Below are 20,699 nucleotides of genomic sequence, written 5' to 3' on the forward strand. Positions count from 1 at the left end.
TATGAAACGTATTAAGACAGGCGACATAGTTATTATAATCGCCGGTAAAAGTAAAGGTCATGTAGGTAAAATCCTACGAGTGGCAGAAGATCGCGTTGTTGTAGAAGGCGGAAACATGGTTATGAAACATGTTAAAGCTAACCCACAAAAACCCGAAAACAAAGGTGGAATTGTGGCTACTGAAGCTGCACTTCATGTATCAAATGTTGCTCATTATAATCCTAACACTAAGAAAGCTGATAAAGTTGGCTTCAAGTTTATTGAAAGCAACGGTGTCAGTTCTAAGGTTAGATACTTTAAATCTGACAATGAAATAATTGACCGTGTTTAATTAGGGGATTGAAATGACAAGACTTAATGATTTTTATCAAAAAGAAATCATCCCTATGATGATGAAGCGGTTTAATTATTCCAGTGTTATGGAAGTTCCAAAGCTAGTTAAAATTACCTTAAATATGGGTGTTGGCGAAGCTGTTGGCGATAAGAAGATTATGAACCACGCAATCGAAGACATGACTTTAATTGCTGGACAAAAGCCTGTTGTTACTAAAGCTAGAAAATCTATAGCTGGTTTCAAGATCAGAGAAGGTTGGCCGATCGGATGCAAAGTTACGCTTCGTCGTCAACGTATGTATGAGTTTTTAGATCGTTTAGTTTCTATTACTCTACCTCGTGTAAGAGATTTTCGTGGCCTAAATCCTAAGTCTTTTGATGGTACTGGTAACTACAGTATGGGTTTACATGAGCAAATCGTATTCCCTGAAATTGATTACGATAAAACAGATGGCATTCGTGGGTTGGACATTTGTTTCACCACAACTGCTAAAACAAACGAAGAAGCTAAAGCTTTATTAGAAGCGTTTAATCTTCCATTGAAAGATAGAGATAAAAAATAGAAGGGTGATATTGTGGCTAAGAAATCAATGCTTATGCGAGAGTTAAAGCGTGCCAAGCTTGTAAACAAATACAGCCAGCGCAGAAACGAATTGAAAATCCTGATCAAATCATCTGATGATTTTCAGGTGATTATGGATAGTCAGGCTAAATTAGCAAAATTACCTGTTAATTCTAACCCTGTTCGCCATAAAAAAAGATGTCAATCATGTGGTCGTCCACATGGGGTATATCGCAAATTCGGTCTTTGCAGAATTTGTTTAAGACAGCAATTAATGGTTGGCAACGTACCAGGCGGCAGAAAGTCCAGTTGGTAAATTTTTTGGAGAACGATTGTGAGTATGCATGATCCTGTTGCTGATATGCTGACCAGAATTAGAAATGGTCAACAGGCTAGACATCAGCAAGTAACATTAACTTCTTCTCGATTGAAAGAAGAAATTGCTCGTGTTTTGAAAGAAGAAGGTTATATTCAAGATTTCTTCGTAGAAGCACTAGAGAATAATCTTAAAATAATGACGATTAAACTGAAGTATTACCATGGTAAGCCAGTTATCGAACTTATTAAAAGAATTAGTAGACCTGGATTACGAGTTTATAAATCTTCTAAAGATCTAACTTCGATTCCTGGATTTGGCGTGGCAATATTATCCACATCTAAAGGCATAATGACTCATGTATCTGCGAAGCTGAAAGGCGTTGGTGGCGAAGTCATTTGTGAAGTGGCTTAATACTTGAGGGGAATGATATGTCTAGAGTAGCAAAAGCCCCTGTAGCACAACCAGCTGGTGTTGAAGTAACAATTACCGCTGGTGAAATTACGGTAAAAGGGCCAAAAGGTTCACTGACACAAAAAATTAATAAGTTAGTGAAAATTACTAAAAATGCAGATAACCATATCGAATTTGCACCAGCCGCAAATGATCCTAAAGCTTGGGCACAAGCAGGTACTGCTAGAGCCTTAGTAAACAACATGGTTCACGGCGTTACACAAGGTTTTGTGATAACTCTGGAATTAGTTGGTGTAGGTTATAGAGCACAAGCTAAAGATAAGACTGTTAGTTTATCTCTAGGTTTTTCTCACCCAGTAGAGTATGAATTGCCTAAAGGTGTTTCAGCTGAGACTCCTAGCAATACAGTTATTGTACTTAAAGGTGTTGATAAGCAAATTCTAGGACAGGCTGCTTCTGAAATCAGAGCATTTAGACCACCAGAACCTTATAAAGGTAAAGGTGTTAAGTATGCTGGTGAACAAATTGTTCGTAAAGAAGCGAAGAAGAAATAGGGTCTAAGTCATGAATAAGCACAACTCACGCACAAGACGTGGTTTAAAAACAAAAGCCCTGATTCGTAAATCAGGCAGAGCACGTTTAGTTGTTCATAGAAGCGGTGTGCATATCTATTCTCAAATTATCCAAGCAGATAAGCAAGGAGATAGAGTGTTAGCATCTTGTTCAACTGTCGATAAAGAATTAAGAGCCAGTTTGACCGGCAAATGCAAAGTAGAGCAAGCTAACTTAGTAGGTAAGCTACTTGGGAAGCGCGCTAGTGAAAAAGGTGTAACTGAGGTTGCATTTGATCGTGCTGGTTACAAGTATCATGGCAGAGTGAAAGCCCTTGCAGAAGGTGCTCGCGAAGCTGGGTTAGATTTTTAAGGAACGATTATGGCATTCGAAGAATCACCAAAATCAGATGGTTATACAGAGAAGCTAGTCGCGGTAAACCGTACAGCGAAAGTTGTTAAAGGTGGACGTGTATTTGGCTTTGCAGTTCTCGTTGTTGTTGGCGACGGAAAAGGTAGAGTAGGCTTTGGCCGTGGTAAGGCTCGTGAAGTTCCAATTGCAATTCAAAAAGCAATGGAACAAGCCAAGAAAAACATGGTTTATATTCCTCTTTCTGGTTCAACTATTTTCCACGAAATTACCTGGAGCTATGGTGCTTCTAAAGTATTCATGAAGCCAGCTAGCGAAGGTACCGGTATTATTGCTGGTGGCGCAATGCGTGCAGTGCTGGAAGTTCTCGGCGTACAAAATATATTAGCGAAGAGCATTGGTTCTACCAATCCAAGCAATATTGTACGTGCAACAATCGGTGCTTTAATGAACATCGGTACTCCAGATTATGTTGCAGCCAAGCGTGGTAAAACTGTTGAAGAAGTTATGGCGGGCTAATTATGGAAAAGAAACTTAAAATTACTTTGGTTAAAAGTACTATTGGTAGAAAACCAAAGCATATTTCGATTGTAAAGCAATTGGGTTTAGGTAAAACAAACTCATGTGTGTTTCATAATGATACTCCAGCAATTCGTGGCCTTATTAATATGGTCGATTACTTATTGCTCGTTGAGGAGAGTGTGTAATGAACTTAAATTCACTATCACCAGATCCAGGTTCTCGACGTCCTAAAAAGCGTCTAGGCCGTGGTATTGGATCAGGACTAGGTAAAACTAGTGGTAAAGGTCACAAAGGTCAAAAAGCTAGAGCAGGTGGATTCCACAAGATTAACTTTGAAGGCGGTCAAATGCCAATTCAAAGACGTTTGCCAAAAATGGGCTTTAAATCTCGTATTGGTAGAACAGTTGATCAAGTATGTTTAAGTGAACTTGAAAAGTTAACAGTTGACGTAATTGACTTAGATGTCTTACGTAAAGAAGGGCTGATTAACGGTTCAATTAAAGATGTAAAGGTTATTTTATCCGGTGAGTTAACTAAAGCCATCAAACTGAAAGGTTTAAGGGTCACTAAAGGCGCTCGTTCAGCCATTGAAGGTCTAGGTGGCAGCATAGAAGAGTGACTATGAAAAACCAAAAACATAATGGTAGCCAATCTCGTGGTGGATTGGCTGAACTTAAATCAAGATTAATGTTTGTTATTCTTGGAATATTAGTGTATCGCTTAGGAGCCCACATTCCAGTTCCTGGTTTGGATCCTGCTCGTTTAGCTAATTTCTTCAATGAGCAGCAAAATACAATCTTTGGCTTGTTTAATATGTTTTCTGGTGGCGCTTTATCGCGTGTTACCGTATTTGCTATCGGTATTATGCCGTATATTTCTGCTTCCATTATTATTCAACTTTTTACTGTTGTTTCACCAAAACTGGAGCAATTAAAGAAAGAAGGCGAGTCTGGACGTAGAAAAATAAACCAATACACACGATATTTAACCTTGGTACTGTCTATATTCCAGTCCTTAGGTATGGCGCGGTGGTTAGCAGGACAGCAAATTGCATTGCAACCTGATGCTTCATTTTATTTTACAGCAGTTGTTACTTTGGTCACAGGAACCATGTTCTTAATGTGGTTAGGTGAGCAAATAACTGAGAAGGGTGTTGGAAACGGTATTTCTCTGATTATTTTCTCAGGGATTGTTTCTAGTATGCCAAGCGCGATCGCTTCAGTTCTTCAACAGGTAAAAGAAGGACAGATGCAAGCCCTGACTCTAATTGTTGTTGCTGTAATTGTAGTGGTCGTTACAGGTTTTGTAGTGTTTATGGAACGAGCTCAAAGACGAATTAGAGTTAACTATGCACAAAGGACGCAAGGTAGAAAGGTATATGCGGCTCAAACTAGCCATTTACCCTTAAAAATTAATATGTCTGGTGTAATTCCTCCAATTTTTGCATCCAGTATTATATTACTACCAGCAACACTAGCTCAGTTCTTTTCCCATACTAAAGGTTTGGGATGGTTATCTGATGTTGGAATGGCTTTATCACCAGGCCAGCCTTTGTACTTAATTGTTTATGCAATTGCTATTTTGTTTTTTGCGTTCTTTTATGCAGCTCTTGTTTTTAACCCTAAAGATACTGCAGAAAACTTAAAGAAATCTGGTGCTTATATCCCAGGAATTAGACCCGGTGAGCAAACAACTAAATACATCGATTCTGTGATGACTCGGTTGACCTTAATCGGTGCTATATATCTAGTTTTAGTGTGTTTGTTGCCTCAGATTTTAATGTATACGTGGCATGTCCCTTTTTATTTTGGAGGAACATCGTTGCTAATTATCGTAGTTGTTATTATGGATTTTGTAGCACAAATACAAGCCCATTTAATGACTCAGCAATATGATTCTTTAATGAAAAAGGCTAATTTTAAAGGTACGAAGTTACCTGGTCTACTATGATTTTTATCGGAGTTAGGAATGAAAGTAAGAGCATCTGTAAAGCGCATTTGTCGCAATTGCAAAATTATTAAAAGAAGTGGCATTATACGAGTAATTTGTAAAGATGCCCGACATAAGCAAAAGCAGGGTTAAGATCTGCTTGATTTATTTTTATAAAAATAGTATTCTTCTGTCCCTTTCGACAGAACAAAATAACGTTCGGAGAAGTTAATGGCTCGTATTGCAGGAGTAAACATACCTGATCACAAGCATGTTGTGATTGCTTTAACAGCTATATATGGTATCGGTAAAACTACATCCCTAAAATTATGTTCCACAGTAGGTATCGAACCCTCAACTAAAGTTTCACAGTTATCAGATGCTCAGTTGGAGTCTTTGAGAACCGAAATTGCGAAAATTACTGTAGAAGGTGATTTGCGTCGTGTTGTGACAATGAACATTAAGCGCCTTATGGATCTTGGATGTTATCGCGGGTTAAGACACAGAAGAGGCTTGCCCTTGCGTGGACAACGTACGAAAACTAATGCTCGTACTCGTAAAGGTCGCAGAAAAGGCACTACTAATTGATTTTTCATGTAGGAAAGAAAGATGGCAATAACTAAGTCAAAGCAACAGAAAGTACGTAAAAAGGCAAAGCGTGTCGTATCTGACGGTATCGTTCACATCCACGCGTCTTTTAACAATACAATTGTTACCTTTACTGATCGACAAGGTAATGCGTTAAGTTGGGCTACAGCTGGTGGATCTGGCTTTAGGGGCTCAAGAAAAAGTACACCTTATGCTGCAAAAGTTGCAACTGAGCGTGCTGCTGCTGCTGCAAAAGAATATGGTATAAAATCTGTGGCTGTATTTGTACGTGGCCCTGGTCCTGGTAGAGAATCCACAATTCGTGAAATTATAGATCAGGACATTAAAATCGTTGAAATAACCGATGTTACTGGTATCCCTCATAACGGGTGTAAGCCACCTAAAAAACGTCGTGTGTAAGACTTTAGGAGTAATTTAATGGCTAGATATCTTGGTCCAAAATGTAAATTATCACGTCGTGAAGGTTGTGATTTATTACTGAAAAGTGGCGTTCGTGATCATAAGTCCAAATGTAAATCTGAAAAATTACCAGGACAACATGGTGATAAGAAGCCACGTTTGAGCGGTTATGGAATTCAGCTTAGAGAAAAGCAAAAAATTAGAAGACTGTATGGTGTTCTTGAGAAGCAATTCCGTGGTTATTATAAAATGGCTGCGCGCATGAAGGGTTCTACAGGCGAAAACCTGATGAATCTGCTTGAAAGACGTCTTGATAACGTTGTCTATCGTATGGGTTTTGCAACCACACGTGCTGAAGCAAGACAATTAGTTACGCACAAAGCGATATTAGTTAATGAGCAAATTGTTAACGTACCGTCATTTTTAGTTAAGCCTGGAGATGTGATTACTGTTCGCCAAAAGGCAAAAGGTCAAGCACGTATTCAAGCGGCTTTAGCTTTGTCTGAACAAAGAGTTCCATGCGATTGGATTACTGTAGATTCTTCTTCGTTTAAAGGAACTTTCTCTACAGCACCAACGTTAACTGACTTATCTTCAGACTACAACGTAAACCTTGTTGTAGAACTTTACTCTAAGTAAGCTCGGAGAAATAGCTGAATGTATACTGAAATCAATGAAATGCTGACACCTAATGTTCTTAAGGTTCAGGCTGAATCGCCTTATAAAGCTAAAATAGTTTTAGAGCCTTTGGAGCGTGGCTTTGGTCATACCCTCGGCAATGCTTTGAGACGTATATTACTATCATCTATGCCTGGAAGCGCAATCACTGAGGCTTCAATAGAAGGTGTTCTTCATGAATACAGTACTATTGAAGGTGTTCAGGAAGATGTTGTTGATTTGCTACTTAATCTAAAATTGGTTGCAATTAAGTTAACAACTGGTGAAGAGGCTATAGTAACTCTTAATAAGCAAGGCCCCTGCCAAGTTACTGCAGGTGATATTCAACTAACTCATGGCGTTGAAGTTGTTAACCCTGAGCTTGTCATTGCTAATTTGAACGAAAAGGGCAAATTAAACATGACATTGAAAGTTGAAAGAGGAATTGGATTCCATAGTACTGATTCCTTCATTAGACATTTTGATGATGAAGTGGAAAGAAAATCTGTTGGTAAACTTAAAATTGACAATAGTTTCTCGCCTGTAAAAAAAGTTGCTTACTATGTTGATAGTGCGCGTGTTGAAAACCGTACTGACTTAGATAAGCTAACTATTGAATTAGAAACTAATGGTACAATTGATGCTGAAGAATCTATTCGTATTTCTGCTAGCATCCTTCAGAGACAACTTCATGCATTCGTTGATATGAAGTTTGAAGAGTCTCGCTCTGATAATAAAGAACGCAATGATTTTGATCCAATTCTATTACGTTCTGTAGATGATTTAGAGTTAACGGTTCGTTCTGCTAACTGTTTAAAAGCAGAAAATATTCATTATATTGGCGATTTAGTACAACGTACTGAAAATGAATTATTAAAGACTCCTAATCTAGGTAAGAAATCTTTAACTGAAATTAAGGACGTTTTAGCTTCACGTTCATTATCGCTGGGTATGAAACTTGAGAATTGGCCGCCAGCAAGTCTTGGCGAGTAATGTTTAGGAGTTTTTGTTATGCGTCATCGTAATTCTGGCCGTAATTTTGGCCGTACAAGTAGTCATCGCAAGGCGATGTTCTCAAATATGTGTAATTCTTTAATTGAGCATGAGTTAATTAAAACGACTCTGCCTAAAGCTAAAGACTTACGACGTTATATTGAGCCTTTAATCACTGTAAGTAAAGTTGATTCAGTGGCTACACGTCGTCATGCTTTTGATATTTTGAGATCAAAATCTGCGGTAGGTAAGTTATTTACTGATTTAGGTCCTCGTTTTGAAAAGCGTCCTGGTGGTTATGTTCGCATTATCAAATGTGGATTTAGAGATGGTGATAATGCACCAATGGCAATTGTTGAGCTGTTAGACAGACCAGTTGCTGATGCTGAGTAATTATTGAAATATCATTTTTTGATGTTTTATAAAAACCCGCTAAAAGCGGGTTTTTTATTTATTTGATTTAAGTATTTTTTCCATTAGTCGGCTCTTAGATTCCCGTTGGTGGCCGAAAAAGCTCGTATACTTGCTCCGGGATAAGTCATGAGATATGAATGCTATTGCTTTGTTGACTGGCTGTTAAGGTCGCGGATCTCGGGGCTGGTTCAATTGTGTTTGTAGGGCTTAGCAGCCCAGCCTAAGCCTGTTCTACAATATTCGTCTGTGTTAATGTCATTAGATTACTACTTACTGCGTTGAGCCTGTATTACGCAGCATTAATACGGGCTAGTTTTCTTATCGTGATGTAATTCTTTGTGGCTGTGCTATTGTTGGAGCGAGGAATTATTCGACGTAGTATATGGCAGAATAGAGGGAGAAAAGGAAAACCTGGTTGTAAGCAACCAGGCTCCACTATTACTTAGAATGGGACATCGTCATCAAATTGATCAAAAGCATCATGCGGCATTTGATTTGATTGTGGTGCTGCTGCTTGTCGATTAGCGCTTGGTTGGGGCGCTGGAGCATATTGTGGTGCTTGCGACATATCATCATAACCACCAGCACTGCCACCCTTACTATCCAGCATTTGAATATCATTGGCAACGATTTCTGTGGTATAACGATCTTGGCCTTGTTGATCTTGCCATTTTCTCGTTCTTAAACTGCCTTCAATATAAAGCTTTGAGCCTTTACGTACGTATTCGCCGGCGATTTCACCTAGACGATTAAAGCAAACGACACGGTGCCATTCAGTTCTATCTTGCTTTTCACCGGTATTTTTATCTTTCCATGATTCACTGGTGGCAATTGAAAGAGTAGTTACTGCGTTACCATTGGGTAGGTAACGAACATCCGGGTCAACACCAACGTTGCCAATCAAGATGACCTTATTTATTCCGCGAGCCATTTGTAATCTCCTGTATGCGAAAGTTAGGGAGTGAGTATACCTTAATTTATATCACTAGTGCATAGTGAATTGCTAATCAAATAGCGTCTGTTCTGCACGAGTAACTTGTTCATATAAACGCATCAGTTGCCTTTGCGTGACTCGTGGAGTCGAGAGCGGTGGCAAGTCATTTAAGTCAAAAAAATCAATCGCTGAAATTTCTATATTTTCTGTTGCTTCGCCGGAGATTAAATCACAATGGAAAAAACATTTATATGTATGTGGCCAATGATGAGGATGATCATGTTTTTGTTCATCCCAAAGCGCTAATAAACGTACAGCGGAGACATTAAAACCAGTCTCTTCTCTTGTTTCTCTAATTACCGCTTCGGAGGGGGATTCATTAATATCTGTCCATCCTCCAGGTAAAGTCCATAAACCATCAGAGCGCTCTTTCACTAGCAATATTTTATTTTCTTTAAGGACAAATGCGCGAATTTCTAATTTTGGCGTAGCATAACCATGTTCTAAAGTGAAGCGTAACTGAATCTCCTCACGTTCATGTTCGGTGAATTCGACGGTGAGCTCGGCAGCAATTTCACGCAGCCGGGTGTATCGTTCCTTATCAAATTCATTATGGCAATAGGCAAGCCCATTTTGAGCAATGGCTTGAACTTCGCTGATCAATTTTAGCCAATTAGTTGGATTGTTGGACATGGATTAAATTCTCTTTATATTAAGTAAAGCACGAGGCAGATAAGTATTGACTCTCACGTTACGTGATGCAATAGAATCATCATTAAGGAGAGAGTGTATGAAATATTACCAAATTAAAGAAATCAGTCAAATGACCTCATTAACCATTAGGTCATTATAGTGCTATGACGATATTGGATTATTGAAACCAGAAAAACGCTCAGCCTCAGGATATAGGTTATATTCAGAACAGGATCTAGTTAGATTGCAGCAGATTACGACGCTGAAGTTTTTGGGCGAAGATTAAAAAAATCATAGAAAGTGCAAATTTTGATGTGGTACTCTCCATGCAAATTCAGGCTCGTGAATTGGAAACTAAAGCAACACGTATTAATGAGGCGGCTTCCTTATTAAGATATATTTCCAGCCAAATGGAAATAAGCCAATCGGTTAATTGGAAAAGTACGGCAAAAATTATAGAAATTTTGGAGCGAAATACGATGAATGATCAAGTATTAAAAAAGTATCAATCGGTAGCCGATGCATCTGAACTAGGTAAAAAATCAGACTATGACCCAACTTATAATCCTGAGCGCTTATTTCCCATTCCTCGAGCTGGAAAACGACAAGAAATAGGTGTTGATCCTCTGCGCCTGCCCTTTTATGGTTTTGATTGCTGGAACCATTATGAGGTGTCTTGGTTGAATGCCAAAGGTAAACCTGTAGTTGCCCTTGCAGAAATCATTTATGATTGCAATTCACCGAAACTTATCGAATCTAAATCTTTAAAACTCTATTTTAACTCCTTTAACAATAGCAAATTTGACAGTCTTGAGGTTTTGGAAGAAATTATTAAAAAGGATTTGCAGGAGCGTATAGAGGCAGAGGTTTTTGTCGCTATTCACCCATTAGAGCAGTCAAAACAACTCTACATGCAACGAGTGTTTGTTGGCGAGTCTATAGATGTGTTGGATGTTGAATGCTCTGTATATCTGGTTGAGCCTTCTTTTCTTTCAGTGGGGGATGAGTTGGTTGAAGAAATACTTTGTTCTGATCTCTTGAAATCGAATTGCTTGGTGACGAATCAACCGGACTGGGGAAGTGTGCAAATTAAGTATAAAGGAAAGAGGATTAACCGTGAAGGCTTATTAAAATATGTGGTTTCGTTCCGAAACCACAATGAGTTTCATGAACAATGCATTGAGCGTATTTTTGTAGACATTATGAATCATTGCAAACCGCATTCTCTCACTGTTTATGGACGATATACTCGTCGTGGTGGGCTTGATATTAATCCATATCGTTCTACCGAAAAAACGTCGTTTATGGATAAGAATGTGCGTTTAATTCGTCAGTAGAGTGGACGAGTTGAAGAGGGGCTCTGTGAAAAAAAATGTTTTATGCCTTTGCTTGGGATTGATGTCTATGCAAACTGCTTTTGCCGCACAGGTAATGATGGGGTAATTTATTTGGTTTATTAATGGAGTACCTGAATATCGTGCACAGCCTATTCCATTACAACTACGGGGATAAATATATTTGTTGAATATGAAAATGAGCAGGATTATGGTGTTTTTCAAAAACTTTCTGAGCAGAACACAGCTTCTTCAGTTGAAAATACAATTACCCTGGGACTTTCACTGTTGCTTTAGAACCTAAGCTAGATTAGTTAATTTTATATCAAGAACACGAAAAGGGATTGTCAATCAAATTGCTGGTCATGAGAGATTATCCCTGGGGCTGCATTTATTTCAGTAGGAATGATAATTAGCAAAAGGTTGAAAATTTAATACGGTCTTATTTTGCGAGATGATTTTTTTCATTTCCATATGGGCATTTTATTTACTGCGATGTTGTTTTTTTGTCCATGTTTTATATATAATAATTGCCTTTTGGGGGTCATCTCAATGTCCTTAACTTCTAGGCAAATTGCGCTTTTGCGCCAATTAGAGTTTTCGCAGGAGCATATAGCTACTCAATTAGCGCAATTAGAGGAAAAGGATCTATTTGCCGCAATAAAGCAGCAGAAAAGGAAGCTCTCACTTAAGTATCATCCAGATAAAACTGCAGAAGATGCTCTGCTAACAAAGAAGTTTCTTGAGATGATGGCTGCGGCTGAAGAACTCTTGAATTCAAAGTACGTTCCCTCTGGTGTTTTGGATGCGATCCCCCCATTTGCATATTCTATCCCCCTAGATTGCATTGATCAGCGAATAAAAGAGCAAATCGACGACTATTTTGAAACAATTTCACTTTACTTGAATTCACTGCCCTCAAAAAAAGCGCAACAGCAATTTATCGTTGAGAATCAAACATTTTTTCAGTTTGCTCTCTGGCTGAACCAACATAGTGCAGAAATTCGTAAGGTGCGAGAAGAGGCTTTTTATCAAGCAGTTCATGCCCCATCCTTATTAAATACTCTCGAGCAAAATTATAATAAATTAATTATTCAATTTTTTGCTGAAGAAAATCTGAGTGATATTGTTTATCGCGAAGCAATAGCCCTTGGAGACTTAAGCTCTATTCTAGTACTTCGCAAGCTTATTTCTCCGATTAAATGGCTTTGTTTCATTGTTTGCAGCGTCAATGATATGCTGACCACGGCATTTGTACATTGGCTACAAGGCGTTATTAGAGATATGAGTATGGATTTAGCGTCTTCTGAATCTCGAGTATTGCCGCTTTTGGCGAAGGTGACTGGATGCACTGGGGCGCTTGTTTTGCCGATTTTATTGTTTCCAAATTTAGTAGTCTATATGTTGGTGTCACCATTATTGACGAGAGGGCTTTTTTATTTGGCAAACCCTATAAATCAAGTTATTAGGCCGCTTTCAGAGTATTTTAATGTATCCCAAACTCTTATAGGGTTCACTATTGCGGGCCTGTCAGTAGGTGCTGTCGGGGCGGTTTTATTCTTGTCTGCTTCGATGATAGAGGCATTGTTGGTTTTGACCGCGATTGTTCGTGTTTTAACTTTAATTGCTAGTGCGCTTGTTCTCCATAAATTATATGAACAGGCCCCGCAAGTGGCTATTATTTTAGGTGTAGTGATGGCGAGCCTAACATTAATACAACTCCTCATCCCGATTGAGGCAGAGCCTGTTTTTGAGACACTTGCTAGTGTTCTTTTAGATCTACTGTCCGAATTAAGTGTGTTGGGAATCAATGTCCTGGGCTATCAACAGTTATCAAAGGTCAAAGAAAATCTAAGTGATCTCTATGTTAGCTTGCCATTGCCAGAGGAGGCGGCCCCAGAAGTGGTGAAGCAGGTTGTGGATGAGGTGAGCCAAAAGAATTATTGGTCTCATACTTTGTTTAATTCCCCAGTACAGCGAAATGTTCCAACTGCTCAGGACAAGATGTCTTGGCATTCAATGGGGCTATTTGGGAAGTGTGTGAAACAGTCGGAATATTCTGAGGCAATTGAATGTGTACCCTCGCAATTGTAAAGGCAATGAGCTTATTTAAGGCCATATCATCCTCAGAAAGAACCGTAACTGGAATATCCAGGCGGTTCAACTCATCCATCATTTGAGCTCGCCAGGTTGATTTTCCAACACAGGGGACTCCTGAAAGCATAATAAACTGGGGGATGGCGATGTGATCATATCCTTGCAAACATAATAAATGGCTCTCCTAACGGGAGGCTGCTCTGAGAGTTTGTTCGGCACTGCCTTCAACATAATGTTCTTTATCTACGCGTAAATAAAGGACTTGCTCCTCCTTTGCAAAAGCAACTTCCAGAATGCCTGGAGCACTTAGCAGTTGATTGATTACCTCTTCTTTTTTATCGGACCAGTCGCAAGCTAGAATTAAGGTAGCTACATAAACGTTAGGTTGCATAGAATAGGAAATGGTAAACCATAGAGCGGCTAATAATGCATTCACCATAAAGATACCTTGGCTGCCATTCCATTGATATAAAAGGCCAGCAAGAGCACCACCAATGAAAATACCTAAAAATTGGCTGGTTGAATAAATTCCCATGGCAGTCCCTTTGTTATTGGGTTGAGCTTGTTTCGAGACTAATGAGGGAAGGGCTGCTTCGAGGATATTGAACGCAATAAAAAAAGCCAGCATGAGCAGACAAAGACCTAACCAATTTTGATAGGTATAGGCTAAGAGCAATTGTGCAAGCGTGATGACTGCGACGGAACTCAGGAAAATACGTTTCATGAGTTTTTTCTTTTCCGCAAGGATGATAAATGGAACCATTAATAAGAATGCACCTAACATGAGCGGTAAATAAAAATGCCATTGTTGTGCTAAGTGCCCTTGTTCTACTTGTTTTCTTAATATAAATGGAATAGCAAAAAATGTTGACGTAAGAATGAAGTGCTGGCAAAAAATGCCTACATCGAGACGCAGTAGATGTTTATTGCGGACGACCTGTTTGAATAAGGCTGGATTTGCTTCACTATCGCCATGAAAGCGTTCTTTTTTCGGCTGAGGGATAACTCCATGCAGTAAGAGCAAACCGAATAAGGCTAATGCCGTGGTCAGATAAAAAATACCTGCTAAGCCATAACGATGTGACAAGGCTGGGCTGATTACCATGGCCAAACTAAATGAAGTACCAATGGTCATGCCAATCACCGCCATGGCTTTGGTGCGTTGTCCATCAGGAGTTAAATCGGCAAGTAAGGCGATCAATACACTACCTATTGCTCCGGTGCCTTGTATGGCTCTGGCGATGATCATGCCATAGATGGAGTCGGTTAATGCGCCCAGTATACTACCGAAGGCAAATAAAATTAGGCCGATAGTAATAATTGGTTTTCGGCCAATTTTATCTGAGAGGAAGCCAAAAGGCATTTGCAGAAGCCCTTGTCCTAGACCATAGATTCCCAATGCAAGGCCAATTAGTGCCGGAGTTGCTCCCTGTAAGTTTTCAGCATAGATGCTAAATACCGGGATCAACAAAAATAAACCGAGCATACGAAATGAAAAAATGGCGGCGATAGGAAATACAGTTTTAGACCAAGGGTATTTCATTAAAAATTATCAGGGTTGGCGTGTGGTTTGGGGATAGTACAAAGTTAGACATCCAGAAACAAGATCTTTGAAAATTTAATACGCTAAAGATTGCATTCCTGGTGAATAAAAATGACAATGCACTATTTTAGTCAGAGGGTTGTTCCATGAGTTTAAATTTTGCAGGAAAAGTTGGGTTAATTACTGGTGGTGCACGAGGTATCGGTAAGGCTACTGCATTAAAGTTGGCTCAAGCGGGATGCGATATTGCTATTGTTTACTACAACAGCTCGGATGAGGCGCAAGCTTTAGTCCAAGAGATTCAGGCAATGGGGCGGAAAGCGGTTGCATTACAGGCAAATGTGGCAGACCATCAGTCAGTTAAAGAAATGTTTGCACAATTCCGTGAGCATTTTGATCATCTTAATTTTTTAGTGAGCAATGCGGCTAGTGGGGTTTTAAAGCCTGCATTGAAAATGTCAACTAAACACTGGCGCTGGTGCTTGGAAACTAATGCTTTGGCTTTAAATCATCTTGCTTCTGAAGGCCGTGCTTTGATGCCACGCGGTGGTCGTGTTATCGCCTTATCCAGTTTGGGGGCGCATCGTGCTATTCCTAATTATGCTTTTATCGGGGCATCTAAAGCGGCTTTGGAAGCTTTAGTTCGCTCATTAAGCTTGGAGTTAGCTGTTGATGGCGTTACTGTGAATACTGTTTCTGCTGGGGTAGTTGATACCGATGCATTGAAGCATTTCCCCAACAGAGAGCAATTATTAGATGAGTATCAGGCTCATGCTCTAAGTGATAGACCATTAACTCCTCAAGATGTTGCCAATGCTGTTTATTTGCTGTGCTTACCTGAAGCTGACATGATTAATGGACATACTTTGTTTGTTGATGCGGGTTATAGTCAGGTAGGGTAGTTTGATTAATGAGGGCTTACTCTTATCCTCGGCGATTAAGTTAAGGTCGCGTAGGTTGGGCCATCGGCCCAACCACAAATATAATCCTTAAATTATGCCAGTGCCTCTGGTCTATTCTGATATTCCAATAACGTTATAATTTAAATTCCTCATTTTGATGTGCATTAATATTGTCTGTTTTTAACCAATTTATGTTAATTTTATGTCTTTAAAAAAATCTATGATATACTTTGCGGCTTTGTGAACCAGCCTGAATCTCTGAGGAAAAAATATGAATGTAGCTGACGTTTATCCTAAGGTTAGAGAAATCGTTGCCGATGTACTTGTAATTGATGAAGACGAAGTGTCTCAAAACAGTCGCTTAATTGCTGACTTAGGTGCTGAATCCATTGATTTTCTTGATTTAGTTTTCCAATTGGAAAAAGAATTCAAAATTAAAATTCCACGTGGTCAATTAGAAAAAAATGCGCGTGGCGATTTAGCTGAAGATGAATTTGAAAAAGGTGGCGTGTTAACTGCAGAAGGCCTGGTTGCCTTGCAAAATTATTTGAGTGAAGTTCCTGCGGATCAATTCAAATCAAGTATGAAAGTTAACGAAATACCAACTTTATTTACTGTTGAAACTTTTTGTAAATTAGTTGTTTCTGCAATGAATGAACAACAAGTTACTGCGTGATCGTAGATGAGATTTTTGTTTGTTGATCGCATTGTGCACTCATCTCCCGGAGAATTAATCCGGGGGATTAAGCACATAACAAGTGATGATACCTTCCTGACGACCGATGAGCAGGGGCGTCTTTGTTTTATCCCTTCTTTAATTGGTGAAACCCTAGGACAATTGGCTGCTTGGAATGTGATGCACCATAATGGTTTTTCCCAACGCCCTGTTGCCGGTATTGTTGCTAGTGCCCAGTTACATCGAGCCGCTTATGTTGGTGAGACTTTACTGCTTGAGTCGTTTATTGACCAAGTTGATGATCGCGCAGTGCAATACCATAGTATTGCCCGAGTAGGATCTGAGCTAATTTTTAGCGTTGAAGGTGCCTTAGGCCCTTTATTACCCATGACTGATTTTATTAGTCTGGAAGAGGTGAAGCAACAATACGCTGAAATTGATAATCCTGGCGATTGGGCTGCACTGAGCGCAGAAAGTGTTCCTTTACAGGATGAGCAACAACTTGCTCATAATAACACCATGCGCACGGTCTCCATGACGTTTGACCGTATAAGCTCCAGTGAACCTGGAGTCAGTTTGACTGCAATAAAGCGAATTACTCGAGCCGCACCCTACCTGCCGGATCATTTTCCGAAGAACCCAGTTTTACCGATGACGGTTTTATTGGAGTGCAAGTTAAACCTGGCTCGTGAATTTATTACTCGCGCAGCATTTTCAGATGCGTATTGCGTCAGTGAGTTGCGTAAGATAAAAATGAATGAATTTGTCCATCCTGGAGATGTGATTGAGTGTTATGTAACCGTAAAACGACACACGGAAAATGAGTTAATCTTGGCTTTTCGTAGCGAAGTTGCTGGAAAGCGGGTTTGTGTTGTGGATGTGGTGCTTATTCCTCGAGGTAAATAACGTGAAAAAAAGACGAGTAGCAATTACAGGCTTAGGGGCTGTTTCCCCTATAGGTCTTGATGTTGAATCCACCTGGTCGAATTTATTGGCTGGGAAATCAGGAATCGCTGAAATTAAACAATTTGATGCGAGTGCTTTTCCTACGCACATAGCGGCGGAAGTAAAAAACTTTAAGCCTAATCCTGCATTAGCTAATAAGCATTCTCGTTTTGCCATGTCATTTACCCAATATGCCTTGGAAGCTGCACGTCAGGCATTTGATGATGCGGGCATTTTACCTACCGAGCAAACCGCATCGCAATGGGGCGTGGTTACCGGTAGCGGAATGATGACCTCGGAGTTTGATTATTTGCATCGATTCCAGACAACATGCGCTCAAGATGGTGAAGTTAATTGGACCCAATTACAGGAAAAGTCACGTGAGTTTTATCAATTAGCGGACTTTGGCAAAACCACAACGAACTCTGGTTTATCTTTACTGATTCAGCAATTTGGCATTCGTGGTTATGCTTCTTCTGTGCATACTGCTTGTGCTTCAGGTGGTCAGGCTTTAGGGCTTGCCATGCAGGTGATTCGTCGCGGTGAAGCTGATTTTATGCTCGCAGGTGGTTTTGATTCCATGATAAACCCTATCGGTCTTTCCAGTTTTTGTTTATTAGGTGCCTTATCTACTTATAATGAGACTCCAGAAACCGCCAGCCGTCCTTTTGATGGTACTCGAAATGGCTTTGTTTTGGGGGAGGGGGCTGCCTTTTTGATTCTTGAAGATTGGGATAAAGCGAAGGCGCGTGGGGCGCGTATTTATGCGGAGTTGGCTGGTGAAGGAAATTCCCTTAGCTCATATCGTATTACTGACTCTCATCCTAATGGTGATGGAGCGATCCAAGCAATTCAGCGTGCATTAAGTGATGCGGGCGTACAGGCATCCGATGTGGATTACATCAATGCCCATGGTACTTCAACGAAGATGAATGATTTAAGTGAAACTAATGCCATTAAAGCTGTATTTGGTGAGCGTACTGCCCATCTGCCAGTGAGTTCAACCAAAGGACAAACCGGACATTTGATTGCTGCTGCCGGAGCACTTGAAGCTGTCTTATCGGTTAAGTCCATTGAGCAAGGCCAAATTCCCAAAACCGCAAATTTAACTACTCCAGATCCTGAATGTGATTTGGATTATGTTGTTGATGGCCCACGTGAAAAATCTTTAGGTGTGGTTTTATCTGATTCCTTTGGTTTTGGTGGCTCGAATAGCTGCTTGTTATTTAAGCATCCTGAATTTGAAGGAGCAGGGCGATGAGTCAAAGCAATAGAGTATTTATTACCGGTCGTAGTGCCTTAACTGCCTCAGGGAACACTGCTGATGCAACCTGGGATGCTATTTCCTCCGGAAAAAGTGGAATTGAAGAAATTCGTGATTGGGATTTATCGCAGTGGGCTGCACGTCTGGGCGGTGAACTTAAAGATTTTCAACCGGCAAAAATGTTACCAGATAGAAAATTAATTAAAGTCATTTCACGTCAGGATGTTATTGGTATTAACGCGGCAGTTCAGGCGGTTGAGCATAGTCAAATGATTGCTTATCGTGATGGCTTAGAAAATGCTGATGATTTCAATGAGCAAACAGCGATTTTTGTTGGCTCGCCCGGCAATAAGTATTTCCAACAATATGATTTTTTACCCTTGCTTGCCAAATCACAAGGTGAAATGCAGCCTTTTGCTCAACAATTATTTGATGAAGTACATCCAATGTGGTTATTGCGGATTCTTCCTAATAACGTCTTAGCATATACCGGTATTACTTATGGATTTAAAGGCCCGAATCATAATGTTACGAACCATGCGGTAGGGGGAACTCAAGCGTTAATCGAAGCTTATCACGCAATCGTGAGTGGACAGGTTGATCGCGCAGTGGTTGTTGCTTATGATGTGGCCACTGAACCACAATCTCTATATTATTACGATCATTTAGGGGTATTAAGTCATCGTCACTTAAAACCGTTTGATGCCGAGCATGATGGTACTATTATGGCTGAAGGAGCTGCTGCATTAGTCTTGGAAAGTGAGGCCAGTGTAAGTGCGCGTTCTGCACGCTGTTATGGCGAAATCATGGGTGGTTTATCGGCTACTGAGGCAACCGGATTATTTTCTATTGAGAATGACGGGCAACAATTAGCTGCACTGATGCAACGTACGCTCGATTCGACTGCAATTGCTCCACAGGAAATTGGCATGATTGTGGCTCATGGTAATGGTAATGTGAAATCGGATGACAGCGAAGCCCAGGCAATAAAAGGCGTTTTTGCAGAGCATCAAACGCCCGTAACTTCATTTAAATGGTCTATGGGACATACTATTTGCGCTTCAGGATTAATTGATGCGGTTATGGCTACTTATGCTTTGGAAAATCAATGTATTCCTGGTATTGCTAATTTACAGCAAACAGCACATAGCTGTGAGGGACTATCCGTTAGTGCGGAGCATCGCTCTTTAGGAAACGCAGATTATGCTTTAGTCGTTAATCGCGGATTTGCTAGTATGAACACGTGTTTGGTGATTAAAGCCTGTGAATGATTTAGAACAACAAATTAGCGTATTACCTACTAGCTTTTGGGGGCGAGCTATTTTTAAGTTTGCTCCTTATAAGCGTCAGGTCATTATGGCAAATATTGATCGCGTTTATGGTGAGCGCTTAAGTTTGACTCTAAAAAATCATTTAGTGAAATCTTATTATTCGCATTTGCTTAAATCATTTAAAGAAGCATTGCAATTACGTTTTATGAGTGAAGAGAAGCTACGTCAACTTGTCGAGGTGCGTGGTCATGAGCATATGTTGTCCGTGGTTGCTCAGAAAAAAGGGGTGCTTACGCTCACTGGACATTTTGGCAATTGGGAAGTCGCGCCAATAGGCGGGGTGCTCAATTTTAAAGAGTTTCAAGGCCAGTTTCATTTTATCCGCCGCACCTTATCGATTAAACTCATTGAGCGTAGTTTATTTAAGCAGTATTACCAAGCAGGCTTAAATGTAATTCCTAAGAAAAACTCTCTTGATAAAGTATGTGCGGCGTTAGAGCAAAATCACGCGGTAATTTTTGTTTTAGATCAGCATGCGTCTTTAGCTAATCGAGATGGAATTGCCGTAGAGTTCTTTGGTGAAAAGGCTGGAACCTACCGTAGCTTAGCGACATTATCACGTTATACGGGAGTTCCTGTAATTCCTGCCGCAGGATACCGCTTGCCTAATGGCAAGCATGTTTTAGAGTTTTATGAACCGATTCCCTGGAAGGATTATGGTTCTACAGCTGAATCACTTTATCAAAATACCCTTGCTTATAATCAAGCTTTAGAGCGTATTATCTTAGCCCATCCTGAGCAATGGAATTGGATGCATAAACGTTGGAAGCTTAAGAAGCATCAACTAGCCGCAGCGAATAACCAGCCGGCGTTGTGAGCACCCTAACAGAAAACTACACCCTCCACAATCTGCTCTAATAGCCTTTTATGCTAACTAAGCGGAACTATTGCGTTTTTTTTTCAAACAGCTA

At 40.1% G+C, this 20,699-nt stretch carries 28 protein-coding genes and 1 pseudogene; 25 read left to right on the top strand and 4 right to left on the bottom strand.

Annotated elements, in window-relative coordinates; all coding sequences use genetic code 11:
• Position 1: 1 nt before the first annotated feature.
• The 16 genes from rplX (at position 2) to rplQ (ending at position 8,048) form a co-directional block, all read left to right on the top strand.
• Positions 2 to 331 carry a 50S ribosomal protein L24 gene (gene rplX, locus J2N86_RS01470; protein WP_252580430.1) on the top strand — a complete coding sequence of 110 codons (330 nt, stop codon included), beginning with the start codon at positions 2 to 4 and terminating at the stop codon, positions 329 to 331.
• A gap of 13 nt (positions 332 to 344) precedes the next feature.
• On the top strand, positions 345 to 896 hold the full coding sequence (rplE, locus tag J2N86_RS01475; RefSeq protein WP_252580431.1) for a 50S ribosomal protein L5: 552 nt from the start codon (positions 345 to 347) through the stop codon (positions 894 to 896).
• A gap of 12 nt (positions 897 to 908) precedes the next feature.
• Positions 909 to 1,211, top strand: a complete 303-nt coding sequence (rpsN, locus tag J2N86_RS01480) for a 30S ribosomal protein S14 (RefSeq protein WP_058533015.1) — start codon at positions 909 to 911, stop codon at positions 1,209 to 1,211.
• A gap of 24 nt (positions 1,212 to 1,235) precedes the next feature.
• Positions 1,236 to 1,625, top strand: a complete 390-nt coding sequence (gene rpsH, locus J2N86_RS01485) for a 30S ribosomal protein S8 (protein WP_456085778.1) — start codon at positions 1,236 to 1,238, stop codon at positions 1,623 to 1,625.
• A gap of 17 nt (positions 1,626 to 1,642) precedes the next feature.
• Positions 1,643 to 2,179, top strand: coding sequence for a 50S ribosomal protein L6 (gene rplF, locus J2N86_RS01490; RefSeq protein WP_252580435.1), 537 nt, complete (start codon positions 1,643 to 1,645; stop codon positions 2,177 to 2,179).
• Between the two features lie 10 nt (positions 2,180 to 2,189).
• Positions 2,190 to 2,549 (top strand): 50S ribosomal protein L18, encoded by a 360-nt coding sequence (rplR, locus tag J2N86_RS01495; RefSeq protein ID WP_252580437.1) that lies wholly within the window; start codon positions 2,190 to 2,192, stop codon positions 2,547 to 2,549.
• A 9-nt stretch (positions 2,550 to 2,558) separates the two neighbouring features.
• Complete coding sequence (gene rpsE, locus J2N86_RS01500; RefSeq protein ID WP_058533019.1) at positions 2,559 to 3,065, top strand: 30S ribosomal protein S5; 507 nt, start codon at positions 2,559 to 2,561, stop codon at positions 3,063 to 3,065.
• A 2-nt stretch (positions 3,066 to 3,067) separates the two neighbouring features.
• Positions 3,068 to 3,253 (top strand): 50S ribosomal protein L30, encoded by a 186-nt coding sequence (gene rpmD, locus J2N86_RS01505; RefSeq protein WP_058533020.1) that lies wholly within the window; start codon positions 3,068 to 3,070, stop codon positions 3,251 to 3,253.
• On the top strand, positions 3,253 to 3,687 hold the full coding sequence (gene rplO / locus J2N86_RS01510; RefSeq protein WP_252580439.1) for a 50S ribosomal protein L15: 435 nt from the start codon (positions 3,253 to 3,255) through the stop codon (positions 3,685 to 3,687). The genes rpmD and rplO overlap by 1 nt, the downstream gene beginning before the upstream one ends.
• Positions 3,688 to 3,689: 2 nt before the next feature.
• Positions 3,690 to 5,018, top strand: coding sequence for a preprotein translocase subunit SecY (gene secY, locus J2N86_RS01515; protein WP_252580441.1), 1,329 nt, complete (start codon positions 3,690 to 3,692; stop codon positions 5,016 to 5,018).
• A gap of 18 nt (positions 5,019 to 5,036) precedes the next feature.
• On the top strand, positions 5,037 to 5,150 hold the full coding sequence (gene rpmJ / locus J2N86_RS01520; protein ID WP_078061441.1) for a 50S ribosomal protein L36: 114 nt from the start codon (positions 5,037 to 5,039) through the stop codon (positions 5,148 to 5,150).
• A 78-nt stretch (positions 5,151 to 5,228) separates the two neighbouring features.
• Complete coding sequence (gene rpsM / locus J2N86_RS01525) at positions 5,229 to 5,585, top strand: 30S ribosomal protein S13 (protein ID WP_058533023.1); 357 nt, start codon at positions 5,229 to 5,231, stop codon at positions 5,583 to 5,585.
• 21 nt (positions 5,586 to 5,606) lie between these two features.
• On the top strand, positions 5,607 to 6,005 hold the full coding sequence (gene rpsK, locus J2N86_RS01530; protein ID WP_058533024.1) for a 30S ribosomal protein S11: 399 nt from the start codon (positions 5,607 to 5,609) through the stop codon (positions 6,003 to 6,005).
• Between the two features lie 18 nt (positions 6,006 to 6,023).
• Positions 6,024 to 6,644, top strand: a complete 621-nt coding sequence (gene rpsD, locus J2N86_RS01535; RefSeq protein ID WP_252580443.1) for a 30S ribosomal protein S4 — start codon at positions 6,024 to 6,026, stop codon at positions 6,642 to 6,644.
• A gap of 18 nt (positions 6,645 to 6,662) precedes the next feature.
• Positions 6,663 to 7,655 (top strand): DNA-directed RNA polymerase subunit alpha, encoded by a 993-nt coding sequence (locus J2N86_RS01540; RefSeq protein WP_058533026.1) that lies wholly within the window; start codon positions 6,663 to 6,665, stop codon positions 7,653 to 7,655.
• A gap of 18 nt (positions 7,656 to 7,673) precedes the next feature.
• Positions 7,674 to 8,048: a 50S ribosomal protein L17 gene (gene rplQ, locus J2N86_RS01545; protein WP_252580445.1), complete on the top strand. Its 375-nt coding sequence runs from the start codon at positions 7,674 to 7,676 to the stop codon at positions 8,046 to 8,048.
• A 463-nt stretch (positions 8,049 to 8,511) separates the two neighbouring features.
• Here rplQ and ssb read toward each other — a convergent pair whose 3' ends face one another.
• Positions 8,512 to 9,000: a single-stranded DNA-binding protein gene (gene ssb / locus J2N86_RS01550; RefSeq protein ID WP_252580447.1), complete on the bottom strand. Its 489-nt coding sequence runs from the start codon at positions 8,998 to 9,000 to the stop codon at positions 8,512 to 8,514.
• Between the two features lie 72 nt (positions 9,001 to 9,072).
• The gene (locus J2N86_RS01555) at positions 9,073 to 9,696 is read right to left on the bottom strand and encodes an NUDIX hydrolase (RefSeq protein WP_252580449.1); all 624 of its coding nucleotides are present in this window, start codon (positions 9,694 to 9,696) and stop codon (positions 9,073 to 9,075) included.
• 181 nt (positions 9,697 to 9,877) lie between these two features.
• On the opposite strand from J2N86_RS01555, the gene J2N86_RS01560 reads away from it, so the two are divergent.
• The 3 genes from J2N86_RS01560 (at position 9,878) to J2N86_RS01570 (ending at position 13,124) form a co-directional block, all read left to right on the top strand.
• On the top strand, positions 9,878 to 9,982 hold the full coding sequence (locus J2N86_RS01560) for a MerR family transcriptional regulator (RefSeq protein ID WP_252580451.1): 105 nt from the start codon (positions 9,878 to 9,880) through the stop codon (positions 9,980 to 9,982).
• A gap of 193 nt (positions 9,983 to 10,175) precedes the next feature.
• Positions 10,176 to 11,033, top strand: a complete 858-nt coding sequence (queF, locus tag J2N86_RS01565; RefSeq protein ID WP_322790914.1) for an NADPH-dependent 7-cyano-7-deazaguanine reductase QueF — start codon at positions 10,176 to 10,178, stop codon at positions 11,031 to 11,033.
• Positions 11,034 to 11,582: 549 nt separating this feature from the next.
• Complete coding sequence (locus tag J2N86_RS01570; RefSeq protein ID WP_252580453.1) at positions 11,583 to 13,124, top strand: J domain-containing protein; 1,542 nt, start codon at positions 11,583 to 11,585, stop codon at positions 13,122 to 13,124.
• Between the two features lie 67 nt (positions 13,125 to 13,191).
• Here J2N86_RS01570 and J2N86_RS16200 read toward each other — a convergent pair.
• Together J2N86_RS16200 and J2N86_RS01575 are read right to left on the bottom strand one after the other, a co-directional pair.
• Positions 13,192 to 13,254: pseudogene (locus J2N86_RS16200) on the bottom strand (hypothetical protein); the annotation flags it as partial.
• Positions 13,255 to 13,311: 57 nt separating this feature from the next.
• The gene (locus J2N86_RS01575) at positions 13,312 to 14,670 is read right to left on the bottom strand and encodes an MFS transporter (protein WP_252580454.1); all 1,359 of its coding nucleotides are present in this window, start codon (positions 14,668 to 14,670) and stop codon (positions 13,312 to 13,314) included.
• A gap of 146 nt (positions 14,671 to 14,816) precedes the next feature.
• Here J2N86_RS01575 and fabL point away from each other — a divergent pair, with 146 nt between their 5' ends.
• The 6 genes from fabL to J2N86_RS01605 all read left to right on the top strand — a co-directional run bounded on the left by fabL (position 14,817) and on the right by J2N86_RS01605 (position 20,605).
• The gene (gene fabL, locus J2N86_RS01580; protein WP_252580456.1) at positions 14,817 to 15,572 is read left to right on the top strand and encodes an enoyl-[acyl-carrier-protein] reductase FabL; all 756 of its coding nucleotides are present in this window, start codon (positions 14,817 to 14,819) and stop codon (positions 15,570 to 15,572) included.
• Positions 15,573 to 15,843: 271 nt separating this feature from the next.
• A complete protein-coding gene (locus J2N86_RS01585) occupies positions 15,844 to 16,248 on the top strand; it encodes an acyl carrier protein (RefSeq protein WP_252580458.1) in 405 nt (134 codons plus the stop codon).
• 6 nt (positions 16,249 to 16,254) lie between these two features.
• Positions 16,255 to 17,154 carry a hotdog family protein gene (locus tag J2N86_RS01590; protein ID WP_252580460.1) on the top strand — a complete coding sequence of 300 codons (900 nt, stop codon included), beginning with the start codon at positions 16,255 to 16,257 and terminating at the stop codon, positions 17,152 to 17,154.
• Positions 17,126 to 18,454 (top strand): beta-ketoacyl-[acyl-carrier-protein] synthase family protein, encoded by a 1,329-nt coding sequence (locus J2N86_RS01595; RefSeq protein WP_252582314.1) that lies wholly within the window; start codon positions 17,126 to 17,128, stop codon positions 18,452 to 18,454. Before J2N86_RS01590 ends, J2N86_RS01595 begins: the two co-directional genes overlap by 29 nt.
• Complete coding sequence (locus J2N86_RS01600) at positions 18,451 to 19,728, top strand: beta-ketoacyl-[acyl-carrier-protein] synthase family protein (protein ID WP_252580461.1); 1,278 nt, start codon at positions 18,451 to 18,453, stop codon at positions 19,726 to 19,728. The genes J2N86_RS01595 and J2N86_RS01600 overlap by 4 nt, the downstream gene beginning before the upstream one ends.
• Positions 19,721 to 20,605 carry a lysophospholipid acyltransferase family protein gene (locus J2N86_RS01605; protein ID WP_252580463.1) on the top strand — a complete coding sequence of 295 codons (885 nt, stop codon included), beginning with the start codon at positions 19,721 to 19,723 and terminating at the stop codon, positions 20,603 to 20,605. Before J2N86_RS01600 ends, J2N86_RS01605 begins: the two co-directional genes overlap by 8 nt.
• Positions 20,606 to 20,699 lie beyond the last annotated feature (94 nt).

The sequence above is a fragment of the Legionella lytica genome (genome assembly GCF_023921225.1).
Taxonomy (GTDB): Bacteria; Pseudomonadota; Gammaproteobacteria; order Legionellales; family Legionellaceae; genus Legionella; species Legionella lytica.